Here is a 21,240-nt window from a genome sequence, read left to right on the forward strand (position 1 = left end):
TGACCAATGACTATTGACTAATCAGAAAAACGTGGTGTCATACAATAGGGACAATCTAGCCATTCCGGTTGTAATGTGGCATCACAAGTACGGCATGTTAGACCACTCTTGCGTTTAGCTTTTAATTCGGCTTCTAAACCAGTATCAGTAAATGTCACCCGCTCAACTTCTTCTAGAGTGGTGGAACCTTGGCGGACTAAATCCAAGCTGTAAGCCAGCAAGGTTTTCATGCCCTCTTCTACTGCTACTTCTTTAATGCGTTCTGTGGGTGCTTCTTCGTTGATTAGGGTTTGCAAGTTTTCGGTAACTCGCATAACTTCGTAAACACCACAACGGCCTTTGTAACCAACACCATTACAAGCAGGACAAGCCTGGCCTTTGGCTTTTGCTTCGGACTGAACTTCGTTTGGCAATGTATTAGCTTTGTAGAAAGTGACATTCACTTCTTTAGAAGCTGATAGACCGTAACGAGCAAGTTCTTCTGTTGTAGGAGTATAGGCAATACGACACTCAGAGCAGACACGCCGTACCAAGCGCTGTGCTAAAACGCCAATTAGAGAACTAGAAACCATGAAAGGTTCAATGCCCATTTCTCCCAAACGAGCGATCGCTCCTGGAGCATCATTAGTGTGTAAAGTGGTTAATACCAAGTGACCTGTTAAAGCTGCCTCAATCGCGGTTTTTGCAGTTTCCTTGTCTCGGGTTTCACCCACCAGTAGCACATCTGGGTCTTGTCGCAGAAAAGCCCGCAAAGCAGTAGCAAAATCCAGCCCTTTTTCCCGAATTACCTGTACTTGAGTAATCCCTGGCAAACTGTACTCAATCGGGTCTTCTACGGTACTAATGTTGATTCCCGGAGAGTTCTTTTCTGCTAGTGCAGAATACAGTGAAGTGGTTTTACCAGAACCAGTCGGGCCTGTAACCAAAATCAAACCAAAGGGACGACTGACCATATCCAAGACAATATCCAAAGTCTCCTGATCGGTAATCAACTTATTCAATCCCAGTTGAGTGGAGGAGTTATCCAAAATCCGCAGACAAACCTTTTCCCCGTAGCGACTGGGTAAGGTATTGACACGAAAATCCACCTTGCGTCCCTCAAACATCCGCCGGATGCGTCCATCTTGGGGTAAACGCCTCTCAGCAATATCTAGGCTGGAAATGATTTTAAATCTGGCTGTCACTGCCGGAATAATTTTTTTTGGTAGCGGGTCAAAAGCTTGACGCAAAACCCCATCCTTACGAAAGCGAATGCGAAGGTTTTCTTCTTGCGGTTCGATATGAATATCAGAAACCTTCTCATGCAAAGCTTTAGCCAGAATTCTATTGACGAGATTGATGACGGGCGCATCTTCTGCACCCTTCATCGCCGCCCCCAAGTCAGCTTCCATATCATCAGGAGAATCATCTGCATCAAGATTGGCAAGATTTTCTAAATCCTGATTGATGTCTGTAAACTTTTCTTGTTCTAGATGTTTTTGCCGTATAGCTAGTTCATCTAAGTATTGATTGATCAGCTTTTGGTAGTCCTCTGCGGTAATTACCATGCGCTGCAATGCTAAGCCTTGTGGGCGCAAGATACGATTGAGATCATCTGAAGCTTCTAGATTATCCGGATCGACCATTGCCACTAAAACGCAGGGTGGGTTTTGGTCTTCATCTTTGGATAGTGGGATTAAACGATGGCGACGACAAATATCTACTGGGATTAGGGTTTCAATCAGCCTCCCCACCATCGTACTGCCAAGCTGGTTGACTTCCGGATCAAGGAATTCAACACCGTACAGTATTTTTAGTTCAAATAACTGCTGTTTCTTGTATTGCCTAAGTAACTCAGGTGATAGTTGTCGTCCGGTAATTGACTCTAGCATCTCCGTTAGGGGGACACCAGACTTGCGGCTTTCAATTACAGCCTGCCTCATCTGTTCGCTATTGACATAGCCAGCCTGCACTAGCTTATTGCCAAAAGGCGAAAACTCTGTTTTTGTGGTTAGAGCGGTACTGCGCCGTTGCGGTGACGAATAAGTCATAAATTGAGCAATGGGTAGGGAAAACCTCTGAATAAAGTATTCCCAATCTGTGGCACAGAATGCTCATTTATATGGACTAAATTCTAGCCAAAAATTTTTGCTGTTCTTGGATTGTGGTGTAGGGGGGATGAGGAGGATGAGGGGCGGGGAAGCAGCGCCTCGGCTCCGCTCGGCGACCAGAGGCATAGGAGGCAGAGGAAGCAGAGGAGGAATAGCTCTTACCCAATGCCCCATGCCCCATGCCCCATGCCATAAAACGTTCGGGTTACCGCCCTGGCAGCATCTACGCTAATCTGTTCACCATTTGTCACAATAAGATGACGGTGACATCATTTCCAGGAAAATATCGGCAGAAAAACCACCTTGATTTGTGTGGTGAAATAATGCCGTAAATAGTATCTGGGATGAGTGGACAATGATAGACGAAAATAAACAGGTAAACAATACAAGCCAGCAATTGGGTGAACCAATAGAGGTAAAGCAAGTAATGATGAGCGACTCCGCAACCCAAATAAACTCTAACGAATCTGGCAGCGAAGTGACTGAGCCAGTAGCAGCACAAAATAATGTATCAGGAGATACTGCATTTACACCGGAAAATGTTACGGTAGTCACTGAGACAACTGAACAGGAAACGGTAGCCATAGCAGAACTGACTCAAAAAATCGAGTCTCTGAAAGCGCAATTAGAAGAACGCAACACTCAATATATGAGAATTGCGGCAGATTTTGAGAATTACCGTAAACGTAACCAAAAAGAAAAAGAAGATTTAGAAGCGCAGGTGAAGCGCAACACAATTACGGAATTGCTAGCAGTTGTCGATAATTTTGAGCGGGCGCGATCGCACCTCAAACCACAAACCGACGGCGAAATGACAATTCATAAAAGCTACCAAAGCGTTTACAAACAATTAGTGGATAGCCTCAAACGCTTAGGTGTATCACCAATGCGTCCTGAAGGCCAAGAATTCGATCCTAATCTGCATGAAGCTGTAATGCGCGAACCTACGGATGAACATCCTGAAGGAACAGTGTTAGAAGAGTTAGTACGTGGATATTACTTGGGTGAACGCGTACTGCGCCATGCAATGGTGAAGGTGGCTGCTCCCAAGGAAGATACACCAGCACAAGATAATCAGTCGCCAGCTAACTCATAATCTGTAGTTGCTCACCTCACTGACCAAAAGTGCCTTGGTTGTTGTCATGGCGAGCATCACTTCCCAAAACTGCGATTAAACATAATCACTAACAGATGAGGGGGTAGAGGGGCAGGGGGAACTTGGGGCCCCCTTTGGCGATCAGGGGCAAAGGGGGGAGAGAGGTCTATTGGCTCTAAACCCTGACACTGTAAGGGGGGACTTGGGGGCCCCCTTTGGCGATCAGGGGCAAAGGGGAGAGGGGGCACAGGGGCAGGGTGAACAAAGGAGAATGACAAAGGACAAATGACTATTGCAAGAGTGCCTATTGCCTTGTTGACAAGTCACAAAGCGCAAAGTCTGATCGGAGGTTTCCTCCGATGGTTTCTCCCAAGGGGAGACGCTGCGCGAACACCAACTTCTCCGATGAACAGAACTTTTTCAGAAATGACAAATGACAAATGACTCTTGACCCTTGACTCATTGAGCACAAACATTGGCGTGGGTATTGGTATGTAGCAAAAAAATCAAATAAGATAGTCGGCAAAGCTTCACGGCAGAAAGATCCGTAAAAATACTGGACAGTATGGGAAAAGTTATTGGAATCGATCTAGGCACTACTAACAGTTGCGTCGCAGTTTTGGAAGGCGGTAAAGCGGTTGTGATCGCTAATTCTGAAGGTGGACGGACAACTCCTAGTATTGTGGGATTTGGTAAGGGGGGCGATCGCTTGGTCGGTCAGCTAGCGAAGCGACAAGCCGTCACTAATGCGGAAAACACAGTTTTCAGTATCAAAAGATTTATCGGTCGTCGTTGGGAAGAAACAACAACAGAACGCGATCGCTCACCTTATACCTGTGTTAAAGGTCGAGATGATACTGTGGATGTGCAAATTCGCGGACGTAACTATACACCACAAGAAATATCTTCCATGATCCTGCAAAAGCTCAAACAGGATGCAGAAAATTTCTTGGGTGAAGCTGCGACTCAAGCAGTAATTACCGTACCAGCCTATTTCACAGATGCACAAAGACAAGCAACTAAAGATGCCGGAACAATTGCGGGGCTAGAGGTCCTACGGATCATTAACGAACCAACTGCGGCAGCTTTAGCCTTTGGTTTAGATAAACAAGACCAAGAGCAGCTAATTTTAGTCTTTGACCTGGGAGGTGGAACTTTTGACGTATCCATCCTGCAACTAGGAGATGGGGTATTTGAAGTTAAGGCGACTAATGGTAATAATCAACTGGGTGGCGACGACTTTGATGACTGTGTCTTACGCTGGATAATTGAAGGCTTCCAGCAACAAGAGAACATAGACCTATCTCAAGATAAAATGGCACTGCAACGCTTACGAGAAGCAGCGGAAAAGGCAAAAATTGAACTTTCCAGTATGCTTAGTACCTCGATTAATTTGCCTTTTATCACCGCCGATGACACAGGCCCAAAGCATCTAGAACTAGAACTTAGCCGCTCAAAATTTGAAGAACTTACAGGGCATTTAATAGCAGCTACTATCGAACCCATGAGTCAAGCGCTGAAAGATGCCGATTGCAAAGCACAAGACATAGATCGGATTATTTTGGTCGGGGGTTCCACTCGCATTCCCGCAGTCCAAAACGCCCTGATCAAGTTTTTCAATGGCAAAACTCCCGATCGCTCTGTTAACCCTGATGAAGCAGTTGCACTAGGTGCTGCTATCCAAGCTGGGGTTATGGGTGGGGAAGTCGATAATCTCCTGTTGTTGGATGTCATTCCCCTATCATTGGGAATTGAAACCTTGGGAGAAGTTTTTACCAAAATCATCGAACGTAACACCACAATTCCCACTAGTAGATCCCAAATTTTTTCCACAGCAGTTGATGGGCAAACCTCAGTGGAAATTCACGTTCTGCAAGGTGAACGGACAATGGCGCGAGATAACAAAAGTCTTGGCAAGTTCCTGTTAGCAGGAATTCCTCCATCTCCCCGTGGCGTGCCGCAAATTGAAGTGGCTTTTGAAATTGATGTTAATGGCATCCTCAAAGTTTCTGCCCAAGACAAAGGCACAGGTAGAGAGCAGAGTATTAGGATTACTAATACTGGTGGCTTAACTACCCAAGAAGTAGAAAGGATGAGGCAAGCAGCCGAAGTGTTTGCTGACGAAGATAAAAGGCGTAAAGAACTAGTTGAACTGAAAAACCAGGCCGAGAATCTCTTTTTTAGTTACGAAGCGACTGTAAAGGATAATAGCGACTTAATTCCTGAAGAGATGAAAAATTTGGCCAATGAGAAAGTCAAACAACTGCAAGCAGCCATGATTAACTCTAATATTTCTTTACAAGAATTTCAGCAAAACTTAGAAGATTTCCAAAAAACTCTCTTTGCCATCGGCGCTAATGTGTACAACCGGGGTACCACCCAAACTACTGAAGAATCTGAGGTTTCTCAGGAACAATTTGCTTCACCACCGGAGCAACCAATCGGCGGCACACTAATACCACAATTTAACTTTGATTTTGATGACGAAAACACGGCACAGGCTGATTACGAGGCGATAGATTAGGGATTGGGTACTTGGTACTGGGGATTAGCGACAGGAAATTAGCGACAGGAAATTGGCGACAGGAAATTGGCGACAGGGAATTGGCGACAGGGAATTGGCGACAGGAAATGAGAAATTAAGAATTAAGAATTGAGTCTTGGGGATTTGGATATTAGGTACTGGGGATTGGTATTAGGAATTGAGACAAGTCTTTCCTAGTCCCTAGTCCCTAGTCCCTAATCTCTAAGTTTGCTAGATTGTAGAAGCAAATTGCCGTGGGCTAGATGTGTCCCAGCACAGATACCAAAACGCTCTTAGGGGGGTTTTCCACACCTAATAGTGCGGCTAGCCCCTCTGGTGCATGGGCGGGTTTTTCCCTACCTACGTAGCACAATTGTAAAAGAGACAGCCTCAGGCAGTGAGAAGTCAGAGCAGGGTTCTGCTTTGCTCGTCCTTATCCGTAGCTTTTATCGTCTCTAATGAGCAAAGCACCTGTTGCTCAATACTTGCTGGTGATTTTTGTAAAGGGGAAAAGGTAAAATCAATTATTAACAAAATTTAACTACTACCTTTCGCCCCCTACCTTCTGCCAAGCCACATGCTACCCAGTGAGTTCTCTTTCAAAGTACAAGCTGGAAAATCCATTACTGTGCAGTGGCTGTTCTGCTTTCTTCCTTCTAACTTTTACCTTTGCTATATGGCCCGCGACTATTATGAAATTCTGGGTGTCTCTCGTGACGCCGACAAAGAAGAAATCAAACAAGCTTACCGCCGCTTAGCCCGGAAGTATCACCCAGACGTGAACAAAGAACCGGGAGCAGAGGAGCGGTTTAAGGAAATTAACCGTGCTTATGAAGTGCTTTCTGAGCCGGAAATCAGAGAGCGTTACAACCGTTTTGGGGAGGCTGGTGTCTCTGGTGCGGCGGCTGCTGGTTTTCAAGATATGAGTGACATGGGCGGCTTTGCCGATATCTTTGAAAGCATTTTCAGTGGCTTTGCTGGTGGAATGGGTGGCCCAACGCAAAGAAGACGCAGTGGGCCTGTACGGGGTGATGACCTGCGACTAGACCTGAAGTTAGATTTTCGGGAAGCGGTATTTGGTGGTGAAAAAGAAATTCGCATTTCTCATCTAGAAACCTGTGATGTCTGTAGCGGTTCGGGTGCAAAACCTGGTACTCGTCCTCGGACTTGTTCTACTTGTAGCGGTTCAGGTCAAGTACGTCGTGTCACAAGAACCCCCTTTGGCAGTTTTACCCAAGTTTCCACTTGTCCTACCTGTAATGGTACAGGAATGGTGATTGAAGACAAATGTGACGCTTGTGAGGGTAAAGGCACAAATCAAATCACTAAGAAGCTCAAAATTACCATTCCCGCTGGTGTAGATAATGGCACGCGCCTGCGAATTTCCCAAGAAGGAGATGCGGGGCAAAGAGGTGGTCCTCCTGGAGACTTATACGTCTACTTGTTCGTGAATGAGGACGAGGAATTTCACCGCGATGGCATTAACATTCTCTCAGAAATCAAAATTAGTTACCTGCAAGCAATTTTAGGCTGTCGTTTGGAGGTAGAGACAGTCGATGGACCAGTGGAATTAATAATTCCGCCGGGAACCCAACCAAATACAGTGATGAAGCTAGAAAATCGCGGTGTACCACGCTTGGGAAATCCTGTGAGTCGGGGTGACCATATGCTGACGGTACTGATTGATATTCCCACCAAGGTAACTCCAGAGGAGAGGGAATTGTTAGAGAAGCTAGCTAAAATTAAGGGAGAGCGCACTGGTAAAGGCGGTCTAGAAGGATTCTTGGGTAATCTGTTTAAATAATGAGTTTATCTTCTCTATCATTTCCTGATGCTCAACTTGATTTGCGTGGTACTCCTTGCCCAATTAATTTTGTCCGGACAAAACTACGTCTGGAAAAAATGCCACCGGGAGGATTGCTAGAAGTATGGCTAGACCCTGGAGAGCCAATTGAGCAGGTTCCTGATAGCTTATCAATGGCAGGTTATCAGGTAGAACAAATAGCAGATTGCACTGGTTATTTTTCCTTGTTAGTCCGCCGTCCCGCGATCGCCCAATGACAGGAAAAGTAGATTTTGCCACTGGACAGTTACTGGGTACAGTGTTAGCTGTACAAGCTAATTTTTACCAAGTACAGCTGGATGTCAAAGACACGGAGACACGGAGACACGGAGACACGGAGGATTTATCACAAACACTCTCCGCGTCTCTACCTCTCCCTATCTCCGCGTCTTCCGCTTCCCCGATGCTCCTGTGCACCCGCAGAACACGCTTAAAAAAAATTGGACAACAGGTGATGGTTGGCGATCGCGTCGTCATCGAAGAACCAGATTGGGCTGGGGGAAGAGGTGCGATCGCTGATGTCTTACCCCGTCAAACTCAGTTAGACCGTCCCCCAATTGCCAATGTCAACCAAATTTTGCTAGTGTTTGCTGTTGCCGATCCACCTCTGGAACCCTATCAGTTAAGTCGCTTTTTGGTGAAGGCGGAATCTACTGACTTAGATGTAGTTTTATGTCTGAATAAAAGTGATTTAGTTTCACCACAAGAGCAGCAGCAAATTAGCGATCGCCTTGGTGCTTGGGGTTATCAACCTCTATTTATTAGTGTGAAAAATACTATAAATATTGACCAAATATCTGAATACTTAAATCATAAAATTACTGTAATTGCTGGCCCATCTGGTGTTGGTAAATCAAGTCTAATAAATACACTGGTTCCGAATGTAAATTTGCGCGTTGGTGAAGTTTCGGGGAAATTAGCTCGTGGTCGCCATACTACTCGCCACGTAGAATTATTTGAATTGCCTAGCAAAGGTTTACTCGCAGATACTCCAGGCTTTAACCAACCAGACCTCGATTGTACTCCCGAAGAATTAGTATATTATTTCCCCGAAACCAGAGAGCGGTTAGCAGTTGGTAGCTGTCGCTTTAGTGATTGTCTGCATCGAGATGAGCCTGACTGTGTTGTGCGGGGAGACTGGGAACGCTATCAACATTATCTAGAATTTTTAGACGATGCGATCGCCTATCAAACTCACCGTCACCAGCAAGCAGATCCAGAATCTACCCTAAAGTTAAAAACTAAAGGCAAAGGTCAGACTCAATACGAACCAAAGTTAGAAAGTAAAAAATATCGCCGTGTGGCGCGTAAAACCCAACTGCAAGCTTTACAGGATTTATATCAAGATAGTGAAGAATAAGCAGATAGCAATTTTATCTCACTCGTAGTGTTTCACAGTAACTTTGCCTGGTTGGGTAATTACGTAGTCAGGACTTTAGTCATTGACTTGAATGTTTTAGCCATGATGAACCCTACAAACTTTGGTGCAGATCTGTTTTGATGGAAATAGGGATCGGCTGTGGAGCGATCGCTTCTGCTGTAGAAGAATATTTATGGAGAAAAAATCATTAACTAATGTCACAATTCCCATAAAGTCTTAAAATATTGTTAATTTCTGCCAAACCTCTCGACCTTCAACTTACACGTACCACCCCAGAATAATTATGGCTATCGGCTACGTCGCGCTTGTTCTCCACGCACATCTACCCTTCGTTCGTCACCCAGAAAGTGATTATGTGTTGGAGGAAGAATGGCTCTATGAAGCCATTACTGAAACTTATATTCCCTTATTAAAAGTATTTGAAGGACTAAAGCGAGACGGTATTGACTTTAAAATCACGATGAGCATGACACCGCCTTTGGTATCAATGCTCCGCGATCCTCTCTTACAAGAACGCTATGATGCACACTTAACCCAACTCGAAGAACTGATTGAACTAGAAGCTGAGCGTAATGTCCACAATGGGCATCTTAAATATTTAGCAGAACATTATGCCACGGAGTTTAACGAAGCGCGTCAGATTTGGGAACGCTACAAGGGAGATTTAGTAACAGCTTTTAAGGAGTACCAAGATACTAACAACCTAGAAATTATTACTTGTGGTGCTACCCACGGCTACTTACCACTGATGAAAATGTATCCACAAGCTGTGTGGGCACAAATTCAGGTAGCTTGCGAACACTACGAAGAAACTTTTGGTAAAGCACCCAGAGGCATTTGGTTGCCTGAATGTGCTTACTATGAAGGGTTAGAACGGATGTTGGCAGATGCAGGGTTGCGCTACTTCCTCACCGATGGTCATGGTATTCTTTACGCCCGTCCCCGTCCTCGGTTTGGCACCTATGCCCCCATCTTTAGCGAAACTGGTGTTGCTGTTTTTGGTCGCGATCATGAATCTTCTCAACAGGTATGGTCTTCTGAGGTGGGCTATCCTGGTGCAGCAGAATATCGCGAATTTTACAAAGATTTGGGCTGGGAAGCAGAATATGAGTACATCAAGCCCTACATCATGCCCAATGGTCAGCGGAAAAACACTGGTATTAAGTATCATAAAATTACTGGGCGTGGCTTAGGACTTTCCGATAAAGCACTATATGACCCTTACTGGGCAAAGGAAAAAGCAGCAGAACACGCTGCTAACTTTATGTATAATCGAGAACGGCAAGCTGAACATCTACATGGGATCATGCAGCGCCCGCCGATTATCGTGTCGCCCTACGATGCAGAGTTATTTGGACATTGGTGGTACGAAGGCCCTTGGTTCATTGACTACTTGTTCCGCAAATCATGGTATGACCAAAAAACCTATGCCATGACTCATTTGGCAGATTATTTACGCGAACAACCAAATCAGCAAGTATGTCGTCCTTCGCAGTCGAGTTGGGGTTTCAAGGGATTCCATGAGTATTGGTTAAATGACACAAATGCGTGGATTTACCCACATTTGCACAAAGCTGCTGAACGCATGATTGAAATTTCTCGCTTGGAACCAGAGGACGAATTACAATCGAAGGCGTTAAACCAAGCAGCGCGGGAGTTACTATTGGCACAATCGTCCGACTGGGCATTTATCATGCGGACGGGAACAATGGTACCCTATGCCGTGAGAAGAACGCGATCGCACTTGATGCGCTTCAATAAACTCTACGAAGATGTGAAAATTGGCAAAGTTGATAGCGGTTGGTTAGAAAAAGTCGAGTTGATGGATAATATCTTCCCCAGTATCAACTATCGCGTCTATCGTCCGTTGTCATAATTTTGCACAGAAATTAGGGTGGGTATTGCCTACCCTAATTTTATAGCGATCGCTTTTGTTGTCTCCCAAATCTTGACGGGGAGTAAAATTGAATAAATACTACCCAATGGTCATCACATGGTAGCAATAGTAACCCCCGAAGAAAGTAGGGTTTTACTCCAAGGTATCAGTTGGCAAACTTTCAAAGCCATGTTGGCAGATATGGCAGACGAGCGCAACACCAGGCTAGCGTATGAAAAAGGTATAGTAGAAATAATGACCCCACAAATGCCGCATGAAAACTCAAATCGTTTGATTGAGAGTTTTGTGCTTGTATTGTGTGAAGAATTCGGTTTAGAAGTTAAAAGCGCTGGTTCTTTAACAATGACGCGAGATGATTTAGAGCATGGCGCAGAACCAGATAGCAGCTACTACATTCAGAATGAATTACTAGTCCGAAATAAAGAACATATAAACTTAGTTTCAGATCCACCTCCAGACTTAGTTCTGGAAGTTGAATATTCCCGACCCAAAATTGATAAATTGAGTCTTTATGCTTCTATGGGTGTTCCCGAATTTTGGAGATACAACGGAACTGTGTTGCGGATTTACACTCTTTCTGGTGGAAAATATTCAGAAGCCGAAATCAGCCCTACTTTTATTCCTGTGCGAGTAAAAGATATTCCTAATTTTATTATAGAAAGCAAAAAATCTGGACAAATAGCGACAATCCGTAATTTTCGCACTTGGGTTAAGCAACAGATATCGTGATAGGCGAGTCTATCGAAACTCAGGGTTATTTTTTCCTAAGTGCTGTTAATAAATAATCTGTGGCTGTCAACTTTTAACAGCCACACATCAGTTTTTGAGATTTCAATTGAGATTGCTATAGCAAATGATTTTACAAGGTGTATTTAACCAAATCTGCCACTGACATAATCCCTAGTATCTTCCTGCTTGGGATTGTTAAAAATTATTTCGGTGGCATCGTATTCTACTAGGTAACCGCTACGACCGCCTTTTTCTGACTGTTGGACGTTAAAGAAGGCTGTCATATCGGAAACCCGCGCAGCTTGTTGCATATTGTGGGTAACGATTACAATAGTGTATTGCTCTTTCAACTCATGAATCAACTCTTCAATCCGCAAGGTAGAAATCGGATCGAGCGCAGAGCATGGTTCATCCATGAGGATAATTTCCGGTTGCACAGCGATCGCTCTGGCAATACATAAACGCTGTTGTTGTCCACCAGATAAAGATAAGCCACTTTGGCGCAGTTTGTCTTTCACTTCATCCCATAAAGCCGCCTGACGCAAACTCCGCTCCACCAATTCATCCATATTACCTTTGTAGCCATTTATCTTGGCTCCAAAAGTTATATTGTCATAAATTGATTTAGGAAACGGGTTCGGCTTTTGAAATACCATGCCAATTCGACGACGCACCTCTACTGGATCGATGTCAGGTGCGTATAGGTTCTTATCGTAATAATAAATTTTCCCGTCTGCCCGAAAAGATTCAATCAAATCATTGAGACGGTTATAACATCTCAACAATGTACTTTTACCACAACCAGAAGGACCAATAAAGGCTGTAACTCGATTTTTCGGAATGTCTAGCCAAATATCCCGCACAGCTAGGAAATTGCCATAGTAAATATTCAGGTTTTCTGTACGTAATACAGTTTCGGTACCATTCACTGTGCTAATGTTAGAAGCCATAAAGAGTCTAGTGTAAGTTTGGGGTAGTAATAATGCCCTGAAGACAATACTGCACTAAGCTTTCTGGCGAGTTGCCCAGCGGGCAATGATACTAGTTATCAGTACCATTAACACCAAAATTAGAGAAGCTGCCCAAGCTAGTGACTGTAAATTTTTAAAGGGAGTAGTCGCGAAGTTATAAACTAAAACAGCTAGAGATGCTGTAGGTTGGAATAGGCTCCTCGGCCAAAATTGGGAGAATAAAGCGGTAAATAGCAAAGGAGCCGTTTCTCCAGCTGCCCGAGCGATCGCTAACGTTGTTCCTGTTACAATTGCTGGTACAGCCGCTGGCAATACCACTTGTGTTACAGTTTGAAATTTAGTCGCACCTAAACCTACAGATGCTTGTCGCAAATCTTGTGGTACTAACTGTAATGCCTCATCAGTTGTGCGAACAATAATTGGCAGCATCAAAATTGCTAACGCAAACCCACCACCTATAGCTGAGTAAGAACCTAAGTTGAGTTTTACCAAAGTCAAAACTATAATCCCATAAGCAAATACCCCAGCAATAATCGAAGGTACCCCACTGAGGATATTAGTCGCAAATCGAATAAATCTGGCTGTTTTGCCAGAACTAAATTCTGTCAAATAAATCGCCCCTAAAACGCCAAATGGGATGCTAATCAATGCACCAATTCCTACCATTATTAGCGTTCCTAAAATGGCATTACCAAAGCCGCCTCCCTTTCGCAGAGGTGCTGGTGGCAACTCTGTAAATATGCTAGGACTGAGACTGCTGAAGCCTTGGACGATCACATAAGAAAGCACAGCCAACAAAGGTAGAAGCGCCAATATCCCACATGTAAATGCTAAGACAGTCATCACTGTATTAAACATTGTCCTCTTAGACATAGGAGCGCGTCTTAGGCTGCTTTCTGGATAACTTGAAGTCATAATTCAACCCACAACTACGCTAAATTCGCTTCATGCGGATAACAATCAACTCTGCAAAAATATTAACTATGAGTGTTAATACAAACAGAACTAAAGCTGCGTACATTAAAGCTGCTACTTGCAGACCGCTAGCTTCCGAGAATTGATTTGCCAGTAGTGAAGCAATCGTATTGGCTGGTGCTAAAAGTGAAAGACTAATATTGTTAGAGTTACCTATTAACATTGTAACAGCCATTGTCTCTCCCATAGCCCGACCAAGCGCTAGCATTACAGCACTAACGATGCCAGAAAAGGCGGCGGGAATTAAAACTTGAAAAATTGTTTCCCAACGAGTTGCTCCTAACCCCACAGCTGCTTGACGCAAAGTCGGAGGAATCGAAATCAAGGCATCGCGAGATATGGCTGTGATGATTGGCAAGGTCATAATTGCTAAAATAACTCCCGCAGGCAACATTCCCGGGCCTGTAGGAGTGGTACTAAAGATTGGTAAAAAGCCCAAAGTACTATTGAGCCATTTGCCCAAGTTAGTGACGATAGGGACTAAAACAAAAATGCCCCACACTCCGTAAACAACGCTAGGAATAGCTGCGAGCAGTTCTACCAAAAATACTAATACCAGCCGTACTTTAGATGGCAGAAAATCCTCACTTAATAAAATAGCAGTACCAACACCAATAGGTACAGCTAACAATAAACCAACAAAAGAACTCACTAAAGTTCCATAAACTTGTGGTAGAACACCATATTGATTATTAACCGGATTCCACGTACTCTCGGCTAAAAAGCCCAGACCAAACTGCTGGATAGCAGGCCAAGCTCCAATCGCCACCTGTGCTGTAATCCACAATAAGGTAGCAGCGATCGCCAATGCAAAAATCCGAGTCAGCCAAATAAAACTTCTATCTAGCGACTTTTCTATTTCCGAGCGATTTTTGATCGCTGATGGCAGATTCTGAGTATTTGTAGCCATGACTACTGACTTTAAAAAGTTAGATCGAGAAAAATGTGGGAGAGAACCAGATTTAGTAGAATTATTGCCTAATCAACTCTTTAACCGGAAATGAGGATTTTAGTTTGGGAGTGCCCAGAAAGCGACAAATCTAATAATTAGTCAACTTGATTGACTGAAAACTCCCCATACTGTACGGCTTAACTTTTGAATATCAAAATTGCTATTTACTAGCGCTAGTAGCACCGCCAACAGCAATCTTATAATCAGGACTGATTTGATCGGCAGCAGCAGCCACCTTAGCAATCACTGGTTGGGGTAAAGGAACATAACCTAATTCGGTAGCAAGTTTTTGACCATCAGTTAAAGCATATTCGATTAATGCTTCCATTGCCTTGCCTTTTGCCGCATCATCATACTTTTTGTAAGCCAGAATCCATGTATAGGTAACTACAGGATAGGAATCTGCACCTTCTGGATCGGTAATGAAAGCGCGGAGATCTTGTGGTAGGGTTACTGCTTCTAGGGTTTTAGATGCTGACTCATCGCTAGGTACAATAAATTTACCGCCTTTGTTTTCTAAAGCGGCGAATGTGAGGTTATTTTGTTTGGCATAGCCATATTCAATGTAACCAATTGCACCTTGAGTTTGTTGAATTTGGGCAGTAACACCTTCGTTACCCTTAGCTCCAACACCTACAGGCCATTTTACACTCTTACCATCCCCAACTTTGGTTTTCCACTCTGGGCTGATAGCACTCAGATGTTTTGTAAACACACCTGTGGTGCCACTCCCATCAGAACGATATACAACTGTAATTGGCTGTTTAGGAAGCTTGGCGTTAGGGTTAGCCTTAGCAATGAGGGGGTCATCCCAGGACTTAATTTTGCCTAATAAAATATCGGTGTAAACTGTTCGTGGGAGCTTTAGCTCTTTAACATCAGGTAAATTGTAGGCTAGGACAATACTACCAGCTGTCACAGGCAGTAAAATCACACCCTTGGGCACCTTTTGGATTTCTTCATCCTTCATGGCAACATCACTGGCACCAAAATCCACAGTACCTTTGATAAATTGCTCCACGCCAGCACCGCTACCAACTGATTGATAGTTAACTTGCAAGTTGGGATATTTTTTATTCAAATCAGTAAACCAACTTGCGTACAGAGGTGCAGGAAAAGATGCACCAGCCCCTGTTAAAGAAATGTTTCCACCCAAATCTAATTTTTTACCTGGGTTAGAGGCAGTAGTATCTGTAGCAGTACCAGGTGTCTCTTTGGTAGCTGTATTATCTGGCGTTTGCTGTCCGCCGCAAGCAGCTAGACTAATTGTCAGTGCTAATACTGATAATGAAATTTGAAATCTAGTATTTTTTATTGCACTTAAGTATGAAAGCATTGCTGTCAATTTTCGTCAACTTCCAAGTGAGCGATTCTACAATATCTCTAAAATGTAACCTAGCGGGTAAAAAAGAGGTTAACAAAGTACAAAAATTTGTCTTTTTTTAGTGAATTTTGTAACGAGTAATTTTATTTATAAAGATAAATTTTTATACATTCCCTGAAGTTTTTGTAAAAAATACTAAATAAATCTATGTATATAGTTGTGGAGGTTTCTTGCTCCCGGATAGGTAAAAAGAAATAAGGAAAACTTTTAAGAGTCGCCCCAACCCTGTTTTCTTCTTTAATGAGGTAAAAGAGATAGTAAAAGTTCAAACTTAATTACGTATAAAAACATACAAGCAATTTAGCAAGAAAACACTGAAAACCCTTTTTTTGAGTATTAGATGAGCATTTCCGAGACAGACAAGGCACAAAGTCCTATAAATATGGCAACTGTTCAATTACTATGGTCGATGATTGGCTTACTTCTGACAATGGGTAGCACTTTTTTAGAAGCCTATGGCATTACCTTACCTTGGAGCTGGAGTAAGCACGGAATTCAAACTTTTTCTTTAGGTGTCAGCTATCAAATTGGTGCGGTGCTTCTGGTAGGTTGTGTGGGAGGTAAAAATGCTGGGGCGCTCTCGCAAATAGCTTATTTAGTTATGGGTTTAACATTACTCCCAGTATTTTCCGAAGGTGGTGGGATTGGTTATGTTAAATTATCTCATTTTGGTTACCTGCTGGGTTTTATTCCTGGAGCTTGGATTTGTGGCTTTTTAGCATTTAAAGCCAGGCCTAAAGTCGAAACTCTCGCATTTAGTTGTTTTTGTGGCTTGTTATCTGTGCACATCTGCGGTATTACTTATTTGACTATCAGCTATATTTGCCAATGGAAAGGCACAGAAGATTTGACATTAATGCAAGCAATTATTAAATACTCTTGGTCAGTACTACCAGGACAATTTACTGTAGTTTGTGCTGTTACTGTAATAGCATATGTATTAAGACATTTAATGTTTTACTAGTTATGCAGGGTTTGGTAGCTAGCGTTTTGGGTTAGACAGTGAAATCAAAAATTATGTTTCTAATTCCTATATCCTAGTTCCGTTCGGCTGAGCGTAGCCGAAGCCTAGTCCCTAGTCCCTAGTCCCTAGTCCCTGGTCTCTAATTTCATGCGTTTAAAAAATCACCTGTTCTGGCTTGCTGCTTTCATAGCTTTTCTCATCGACCAACTGACAAAATACTGGGTGGTGCAAACCTTTAAATTAGGGCAGACGCTACCAATTTTACAAGATATTTTTCACTTTACCTATGTGACTAATACTGGTGCGGCTTTTAGTATTTTAAGTGGAAAAGTCGAATGGTTGCGCTGGCTATCTTTGGCAGTGAGTTTGGTTTTGATTGGCCTAGCATTATTTGGACCCTTATTGAACTTTTGGGATCAGCTGGGCTATGGTTTGATTTTGGGTGGCGCAATGGGTAATGGTATTGATCGGTTTATTTTAGGTTATGTCGTTGATTTTCTAGATTTTCGCTTGATTAACTTTGCTGTATTCAATATGGCAGATTCATTTATAAGTATCGGTATTGTTTGTTTGCTGATTGCTTCTTGGCAAAAATCACCAACTTCAAATCAAAGATCGCGGTAATTCGTCATTGGTCATTGGTCATTGGTGATTCGTAATTACTTTTTTGCTAGGTTTGCAGAGATTTGCAATGGGTGGTTTATTTACATAAATCGCGATCCCATATATCCGACGTTAAGCTTTGACACAATTAAGCCTGGGGGTATTTACCCTCAGGCTTACATTAGTTCAAATCCTTAGTTTAAGGAGATTTTATCAGAATTTGAGCTATGTGCTTTTGCAACTTTGCATTGCACAGTATGGAATTTTATTAACTGATGCCAAATGTCAGATGAACTGACTATTGATGGCTAGCAAATTAATCCCACAATTCTACTTCAGCTTTTAGTTACCAGTAGTGGGAGTTTTTTGCGACCCTGTACCTGGAACTGGAGTTGGAGAATTAGCGCCTGGTTCGGTAGTGTTACCTGGGTTGCTAGGATCAGGTGTGGTTGTGCCGCCTGGTGCTGGTGCTAAACTACCAGGAGTACCAGAATCAGGTGTGGTTGTGCCGCCTGGTACTGGAGTTAAACTACCAGGAGTACCAGAATCAGGTGTGGTTGTGCCGCCTGGTACTGGAGTTAATTTATTGGGAGTACCAGAATCAGGAATGTTTGTGCTTCCTGGAGCTGGATTTACAGGTGTGGTTGTGCTTCCTGGTGCTGGAGTGGTATCAGAAGGACTAGACCCTGGTGTTGTATTGTTGTTTGGTGATGAATTTGTTGTATCAGTAGGACTAGATCCAGGTATGGTAGTGCTACCTGGTGTTGTATTTTCAGGAGTAGGGCTGGTTGTTGTACCGCTATTAGGAGCGCCAGTATCTACTGATGTGCCACCTGCACCTGCACAACGTGAATTTAGCGGAAAATGCTCACACAGAAGCTTCATTCCTTCTGGTGACATCTGGATTTCCGTTGGTGAACTAGTGGATGAGCTATTAGATTGAGCTATGGAGGATTTACTTGATTCGGCAACAGCAACATTGGTGGTTAGCGCCAAAGTTATAGCTGTGCCAATCAGGCTCAGAGTTTTTCCCTTCATTCTGAATTAACCTCAACGGAACACTCCGCCCATTAAAACAAACAAAGTTATTTATAAAATCTGTCTAAATGGGGATGTATATTTTTACTGCAATATATGTGGATCTATTAAAGCGGTAAAATTTACACCCTTGATTTTTTGATTGGTAGTTTTGACAATTACAAAGTTAAATCTAATGGCTGGGGTCGTTATTCTGGTTAATAGTATATATAATAGGCATTTTAGCAGCGAAATTCAAGTAATTGTTCAGGTAAATAATTGCTCAATCTCAATCAAGTAAATATGCTGAATAACTATATATTAAATGTAAAATATTTTAGTAAAAAAATCAGTACAGCCAATTTCTGTTTAGGCTTATGAGTAGAATGGTGTAAGAGTACCATTAAAATTGTAATTTTCCTGATTCTTCGTTAATAGGCGTAATGTAAATAGCCGATGAGTTCCCCGCAACCCCCTCAAAAGCCCCAAACGATACTTGGTCAACTGACGCAAGCAGTACATACAATTCAAGCTAGGGTGGATTTTTCCAAACTAGCGCTCAAGCCTAATGCTAAAGTACCAGAACTCTGGGTGCAGGATGCGGGGGCAGATAAGGCGGAGGTATATCCGTTGTTAGGCGATCGCTATATTTTAGGTCGCAGCTCCAAATCTAGCGATATCGTCATTCGCAACCCAGTAGTTAGCCAAATTCATCTGTCATTGTCGCGGGATTCTACGCAACGCACCCCGGTTTTCATCATCAAAGACGAAAACTCCACCAATGGTATTTACCGTGGTAAGCGACGGGTCAGTTCTTTAGAATTACGTCATGGCGATGTTCTGACCTTAGGGCCGCCAGAACTCGCAGCTTCCGTGCGCCTGCAATATGTCGATCCACCAGCTTGGTATTGGAAAGCCGCAACTTGGGCTACTTACGGTGTAGGTGGGGTTACGGCTTTGTTGGCTTTAGTAATTGGCGTTGAATGGCTGAAATTCTCAGTTAGGTCTTTACCGACAATTACTCGTGCGCCAGTGGTTGTTTACGCCCGTGATGGTTCTACGCCGCTGCGTGAGCCGAGAACTACATCTCACATAGATATGAAGCGGTTGGAGGATTTTGGCCCTTATTTGCCAAAAGCTGTGATTGCGTCAGAAGATAGTCGCTATTACTGGCACTTTGGCGTTGATCCTTTAGGAATTTTGCGCGCTGTATTAATTAATAGCCGTAGCGGTGATGTGCAGCAAGGAGCCAGTACAGTTACCCAACAAGTTGCTCGCAGTTTGTTCCGCGATTATGTAGGTAGACAAGATTCCCTAGGACGGAAATTGCGAGAAGCAGTTGTTGCTTTGAAATTGGAAACGTTTTACAGCAAAGATTACATTTTGCTGACTTATTTAAATCGAGTGTTTTTAGGTGCGGATACCTCTGGTTTTGAGGATGCTGCTAAGTATTACTTTGATAAGTCAGCTAAAGAATTAACTTTGGCGGAAGCCGCGACTTTAGTAGGTATTTTACCAGGCCCCAACGCATTTGATTTTTGTGGGGATGGCCCCAATAAGCTAGAAGCAGCTGAGTATCGCAACCGCGTGATTAAGCGGATGGTAGAAATGGGTCAAATTAAACAGGAGGATGCGAACCGCGCTAGACGTTCCACCGTCCAAATCAGCCCAAAAGTTTGCGAACAGCAAGCTAAAACCATTAGTCCTTATTTTTACAGTTATGTCTTCCAAGAACTCGAATCAATTTTGGGGGAGGGAGCGGCAAAAGAAGGCAATTATATTATTGAAACTCAGCTAGATCCTGCTATTCAGGCGCAAGCAGAAGCAGCTTTACGTAATTCAGTGAATACCTCAGGGTCAAGTTTTGGCTTTTCTCAAGGAGCGATGGTGACCTTGGATTCAAGCAATGGCAGTATCCTGGCTATGGTGGGGGGCACAGATTACAGAAAAAGCCAATTTAATCGTGCGGTACAAGCCAAAAGACAACCAGGTTCCACCTTTAAAATTTTTGCTTATACCGCTGCCCTAGTGCAAGGAATTTCACCATTTAGAAGTTATTCCTGCGCTCCTTTAACTTGGCAAGGCTTTACTTACAAACCCTGTCGTGCTGGTGCAGGTACTAGTTTAGATATAGCTACAGGTTTGGCGCTTTCGGAAAATCCCATCGCTTTGCGAGTAGCACGAGAAATTGGGCTGAATAAAGTAGTAGCAATGGCTCAACGTTTAGGGATAAAATCAGCACTCGATCCAGTTCCCGGCTTGGTGCTTGGTCAAAGCGTAGTGAATGTCTTGGAAATGACTGGTGCTTTTGGCGCGATCGGCAATCGTGGGGTGTGGAATCCTCCACATGCAATTAGTAGGATTTTAGACAGTGGTGATTGCCGCGATCCTAAAGATTTAAAAACCTGTCGCGTAATTTACTCCTTCGACCAAGATCCTGATGCCAACAAGCGAGTGCTATCCAATGATATCGCTGATCAAATGACTAATTTGATGCGGGGGGTAGTTAGCAGGGGTACAGGACGCAGTGCGGCTATTGGATTAGGGGAAGCTGGTAAAACAGGTACAACGAATAACAACGTTGACTTGTGGTTTATCGGCTTTATTCCCAGTCGGCGGTTGGTTACTGGGATTTGGCTAGGTAATGACAATAACTCCCCCACATCTGGTAGTAGTGCGCAAGCAGCTCAGTTATGGGGTAACTATATGGGGCGAATTGTTAAGTAACTAGTCATTGGGCATTGGGCATGGCGAAGGGATGGGGCAGAAAACTCCCCACACTCCCTCATCTCCCTTATCCTCCTTGTCTCCCTT

General features: G+C 43.4%; 16 protein-coding genes. 10 read left to right on the top strand and 6 right to left on the bottom strand.

What is annotated here, in order from left to right:
• Nucleotides 1–17 precede the first annotated feature (17 nt).
• Nucleotides 18–2,030 carry a GspE/PulE family protein gene (locus AACU32_RS36695; protein ID WP_096607164.1) on the bottom strand — a complete coding sequence of 671 codons (2,013 nt, stop codon included), beginning with the start codon at nt 2,028–2,030 and terminating at the stop codon, nt 18–20.
• A 415-nt stretch (nt 2,031–2,445) separates the two neighbouring features.
• Between AACU32_RS36695 and grpE the strand changes: the two genes are divergently transcribed.
• From grpE to AACU32_RS36730, 7 genes are all read left to right on the top strand, one after another.
• Complete coding sequence (gene grpE / locus AACU32_RS36700) at nt 2,446–3,186, top strand: nucleotide exchange factor GrpE (RefSeq protein WP_096607165.1); 741 nt, start codon at nt 2,446–2,448, stop codon at nt 3,184–3,186.
• Between the two features lie 565 nt (nt 3,187–3,751).
• Nucleotides 3,752–5,710, top strand: coding sequence for a molecular chaperone DnaK (gene dnaK, locus AACU32_RS36705; protein ID WP_096607166.1), 1,959 nt, complete (start codon nt 3,752–3,754; stop codon nt 5,708–5,710).
• A 676-nt stretch (nt 5,711–6,386) separates the two neighbouring features.
• Nucleotides 6,387–7,514, top strand: coding sequence for a molecular chaperone DnaJ (gene dnaJ / locus AACU32_RS36710; RefSeq protein ID WP_096608340.1), 1,128 nt, complete (start codon nt 6,387–6,389; stop codon nt 7,512–7,514).
• On the top strand, nt 7,514–7,771 hold the full coding sequence (locus AACU32_RS36715) for a sulfurtransferase TusA family protein (protein ID WP_096607167.1): 258 nt from the start codon (nt 7,514–7,516) through the stop codon (nt 7,769–7,771). Before dnaJ ends, AACU32_RS36715 begins: the two co-directional genes overlap by 1 nt.
• Nucleotides 7,768–8,913, top strand: coding sequence for a small ribosomal subunit biogenesis GTPase RsgA (gene rsgA, locus AACU32_RS36720; protein ID WP_096607168.1), 1,146 nt, complete (start codon nt 7,768–7,770; stop codon nt 8,911–8,913). The genes AACU32_RS36715 and rsgA overlap by 4 nt, the downstream gene beginning before the upstream one ends.
• A 304-nt stretch (nt 8,914–9,217) precedes the next feature.
• A complete protein-coding gene (locus tag AACU32_RS36725) occupies nt 9,218–10,810 on the top strand; it encodes a glycoside hydrolase family 57 protein (RefSeq protein WP_096607169.1) in 1,593 nt (530 codons plus the stop codon).
• Nucleotides 10,811–10,927: 117 nt separating this feature from the next.
• A complete protein-coding gene (locus AACU32_RS36730; RefSeq protein WP_096607170.1) occupies nt 10,928–11,560 on the top strand; it encodes a Uma2 family endonuclease in 633 nt (210 codons plus the stop codon).
• A 143-nt stretch (nt 11,561–11,703) separates the two neighbouring features.
• On the opposite strand, the gene pstB is transcribed toward AACU32_RS36730, so the two are convergent.
• From pstB to pstS, 4 genes are all read right to left on the bottom strand, one after another.
• Nucleotides 11,704–12,510 carry a phosphate ABC transporter ATP-binding protein PstB gene (pstB, locus tag AACU32_RS36735; protein ID WP_096607171.1) on the bottom strand — a complete coding sequence of 269 codons (807 nt, stop codon included), beginning with the start codon at nt 12,508–12,510 and terminating at the stop codon, nt 11,704–11,706.
• 54 nt (nt 12,511–12,564) lie between these two features.
• Entirely contained in the window at nt 12,565–13,446 is an 882-nt protein-coding gene (gene pstA / locus AACU32_RS36740) for a phosphate ABC transporter permease PstA (RefSeq protein ID WP_096607172.1), read from the bottom strand.
• A gap of 19 nt (nt 13,447–13,465) precedes the next feature.
• Nucleotides 13,466–14,416 (bottom strand): phosphate ABC transporter permease subunit PstC, encoded by a 951-nt coding sequence (gene pstC / locus AACU32_RS36745; RefSeq protein ID WP_096607173.1) that lies wholly within the window; start codon nt 14,414–14,416, stop codon nt 13,466–13,468.
• A 202-nt stretch (nt 14,417–14,618) separates the two neighbouring features.
• Nucleotides 14,619–15,794 carry a phosphate ABC transporter substrate-binding protein PstS gene (gene pstS, locus AACU32_RS36750; protein ID WP_096607174.1) on the bottom strand — a complete coding sequence of 392 codons (1,176 nt, stop codon included), beginning with the start codon at nt 15,792–15,794 and terminating at the stop codon, nt 14,619–14,621.
• Between the two features lie 430 nt (nt 15,795–16,224).
• Here pstS and AACU32_RS36755 point away from each other — a divergent pair, with 430 nt between their 5' ends.
• A complete protein-coding gene (locus AACU32_RS36755; RefSeq protein ID WP_445223204.1) occupies nt 16,225–16,806 on the top strand; it encodes a biotin transporter BioY in 582 nt (193 codons plus the stop codon).
• Nucleotides 16,807–16,953: 147 nt separating this feature from the next.
• The gene (gene lspA / locus AACU32_RS36760; protein WP_096607175.1) at nt 16,954–17,430 is read left to right on the top strand and encodes a signal peptidase II; all 477 of its coding nucleotides are present in this window, start codon (nt 16,954–16,956) and stop codon (nt 17,428–17,430) included.
• 321 nt (nt 17,431–17,751) lie between these two features.
• Here lspA and AACU32_RS36765 read toward each other — a convergent pair whose 3' ends face one another.
• Complete coding sequence (locus tag AACU32_RS36765) at nt 17,752–18,447, bottom strand: hypothetical protein (RefSeq protein ID WP_096607176.1); 696 nt, start codon at nt 18,445–18,447, stop codon at nt 17,752–17,754.
• A gap of 435 nt (nt 18,448–18,882) precedes the next feature.
• Between AACU32_RS36765 and AACU32_RS36770 the strand changes: the two genes are divergently transcribed.
• A complete protein-coding gene (locus AACU32_RS36770; protein WP_096607177.1) occupies nt 18,883–21,153 on the top strand; it encodes a transglycosylase domain-containing protein in 2,271 nt (756 codons plus the stop codon).
• Nucleotides 21,154–21,240 lie beyond the last annotated feature (87 nt).

It is taken from the genome of Calothrix sp. NIES-2100, assembly GCF_963875285.1.
Lineage (GTDB): Bacteria > Cyanobacteriota > Cyanobacteriia > Cyanobacteriales > Nostocaceae > Aulosira.

Coding starts and splice junctions, on each gene's coding strand:
- AACU32_RS36695 (WP_096607164.1), bottom strand. CDS start 2,030: ATGACTTATTCGTCACCGCAACGGCGCAGTACCGCTCTAACCACAAAA.
- grpE (WP_096607165.1), top strand. CDS start 2,446: ATGATAGACGAAAATAAACAGGTAAACAATACAAGCCAGCAATTGGGT.
- dnaK (WP_096607166.1), top strand. CDS start 3,752: ATGGGAAAAGTTATTGGAATCGATCTAGGCACTACTAACAGTTGCGTC.
- dnaJ (WP_096608340.1), top strand. CDS start 6,387: ATGGCCCGCGACTATTATGAAATTCTGGGTGTCTCTCGTGACGCCGAC.
- AACU32_RS36715 (WP_096607167.1), top strand. CDS start 7,514: ATGAGTTTATCTTCTCTATCATTTCCTGATGCTCAACTTGATTTGCGT.
- rsgA (WP_096607168.1), top strand. CDS start 7,768: ATGACAGGAAAAGTAGATTTTGCCACTGGACAGTTACTGGGTACAGTG.
- AACU32_RS36725 (WP_096607169.1), top strand. CDS start 9,218: ATGGCTATCGGCTACGTCGCGCTTGTTCTCCACGCACATCTACCCTTC.
- AACU32_RS36730 (WP_096607170.1), top strand. CDS start 10,928: ATGGTAGCAATAGTAACCCCCGAAGAAAGTAGGGTTTTACTCCAAGGT.
- pstB (WP_096607171.1), bottom strand. CDS start 12,510: ATGGCTTCTAACATTAGCACAGTGAATGGTACCGAAACTGTATTACGT.
- pstA (WP_096607172.1), bottom strand. CDS start 13,446: ATGACTTCAAGTTATCCAGAAAGCAGCCTAAGACGCGCTCCTATGTCT.
- pstC (WP_096607173.1), bottom strand. CDS start 14,416: ATGGCTACAAATACTCAGAATCTGCCATCAGCGATCAAAAATCGCTCG.
- pstS (WP_096607174.1), bottom strand. CDS start 15,794: ATGCTTTCATACTTAAGTGCAATAAAAAATACTAGATTTCAAATTTCA.
- AACU32_RS36755 (WP_445223204.1), top strand. CDS start 16,225: ATGGCAACTGTTCAATTACTATGGTCGATGATTGGCTTACTTCTGACA.
- lspA (WP_096607175.1), top strand. CDS start 16,954: ATGCGTTTAAAAAATCACCTGTTCTGGCTTGCTGCTTTCATAGCTTTT.
- AACU32_RS36765 (WP_096607176.1), bottom strand. CDS start 18,447: ATGAAGGGAAAAACTCTGAGCCTGATTGGCACAGCTATAACTTTGGCG.
- AACU32_RS36770 (WP_096607177.1), top strand. CDS start 18,883: ATGAGTTCCCCGCAACCCCCTCAAAAGCCCCAAACGATACTTGGTCAA.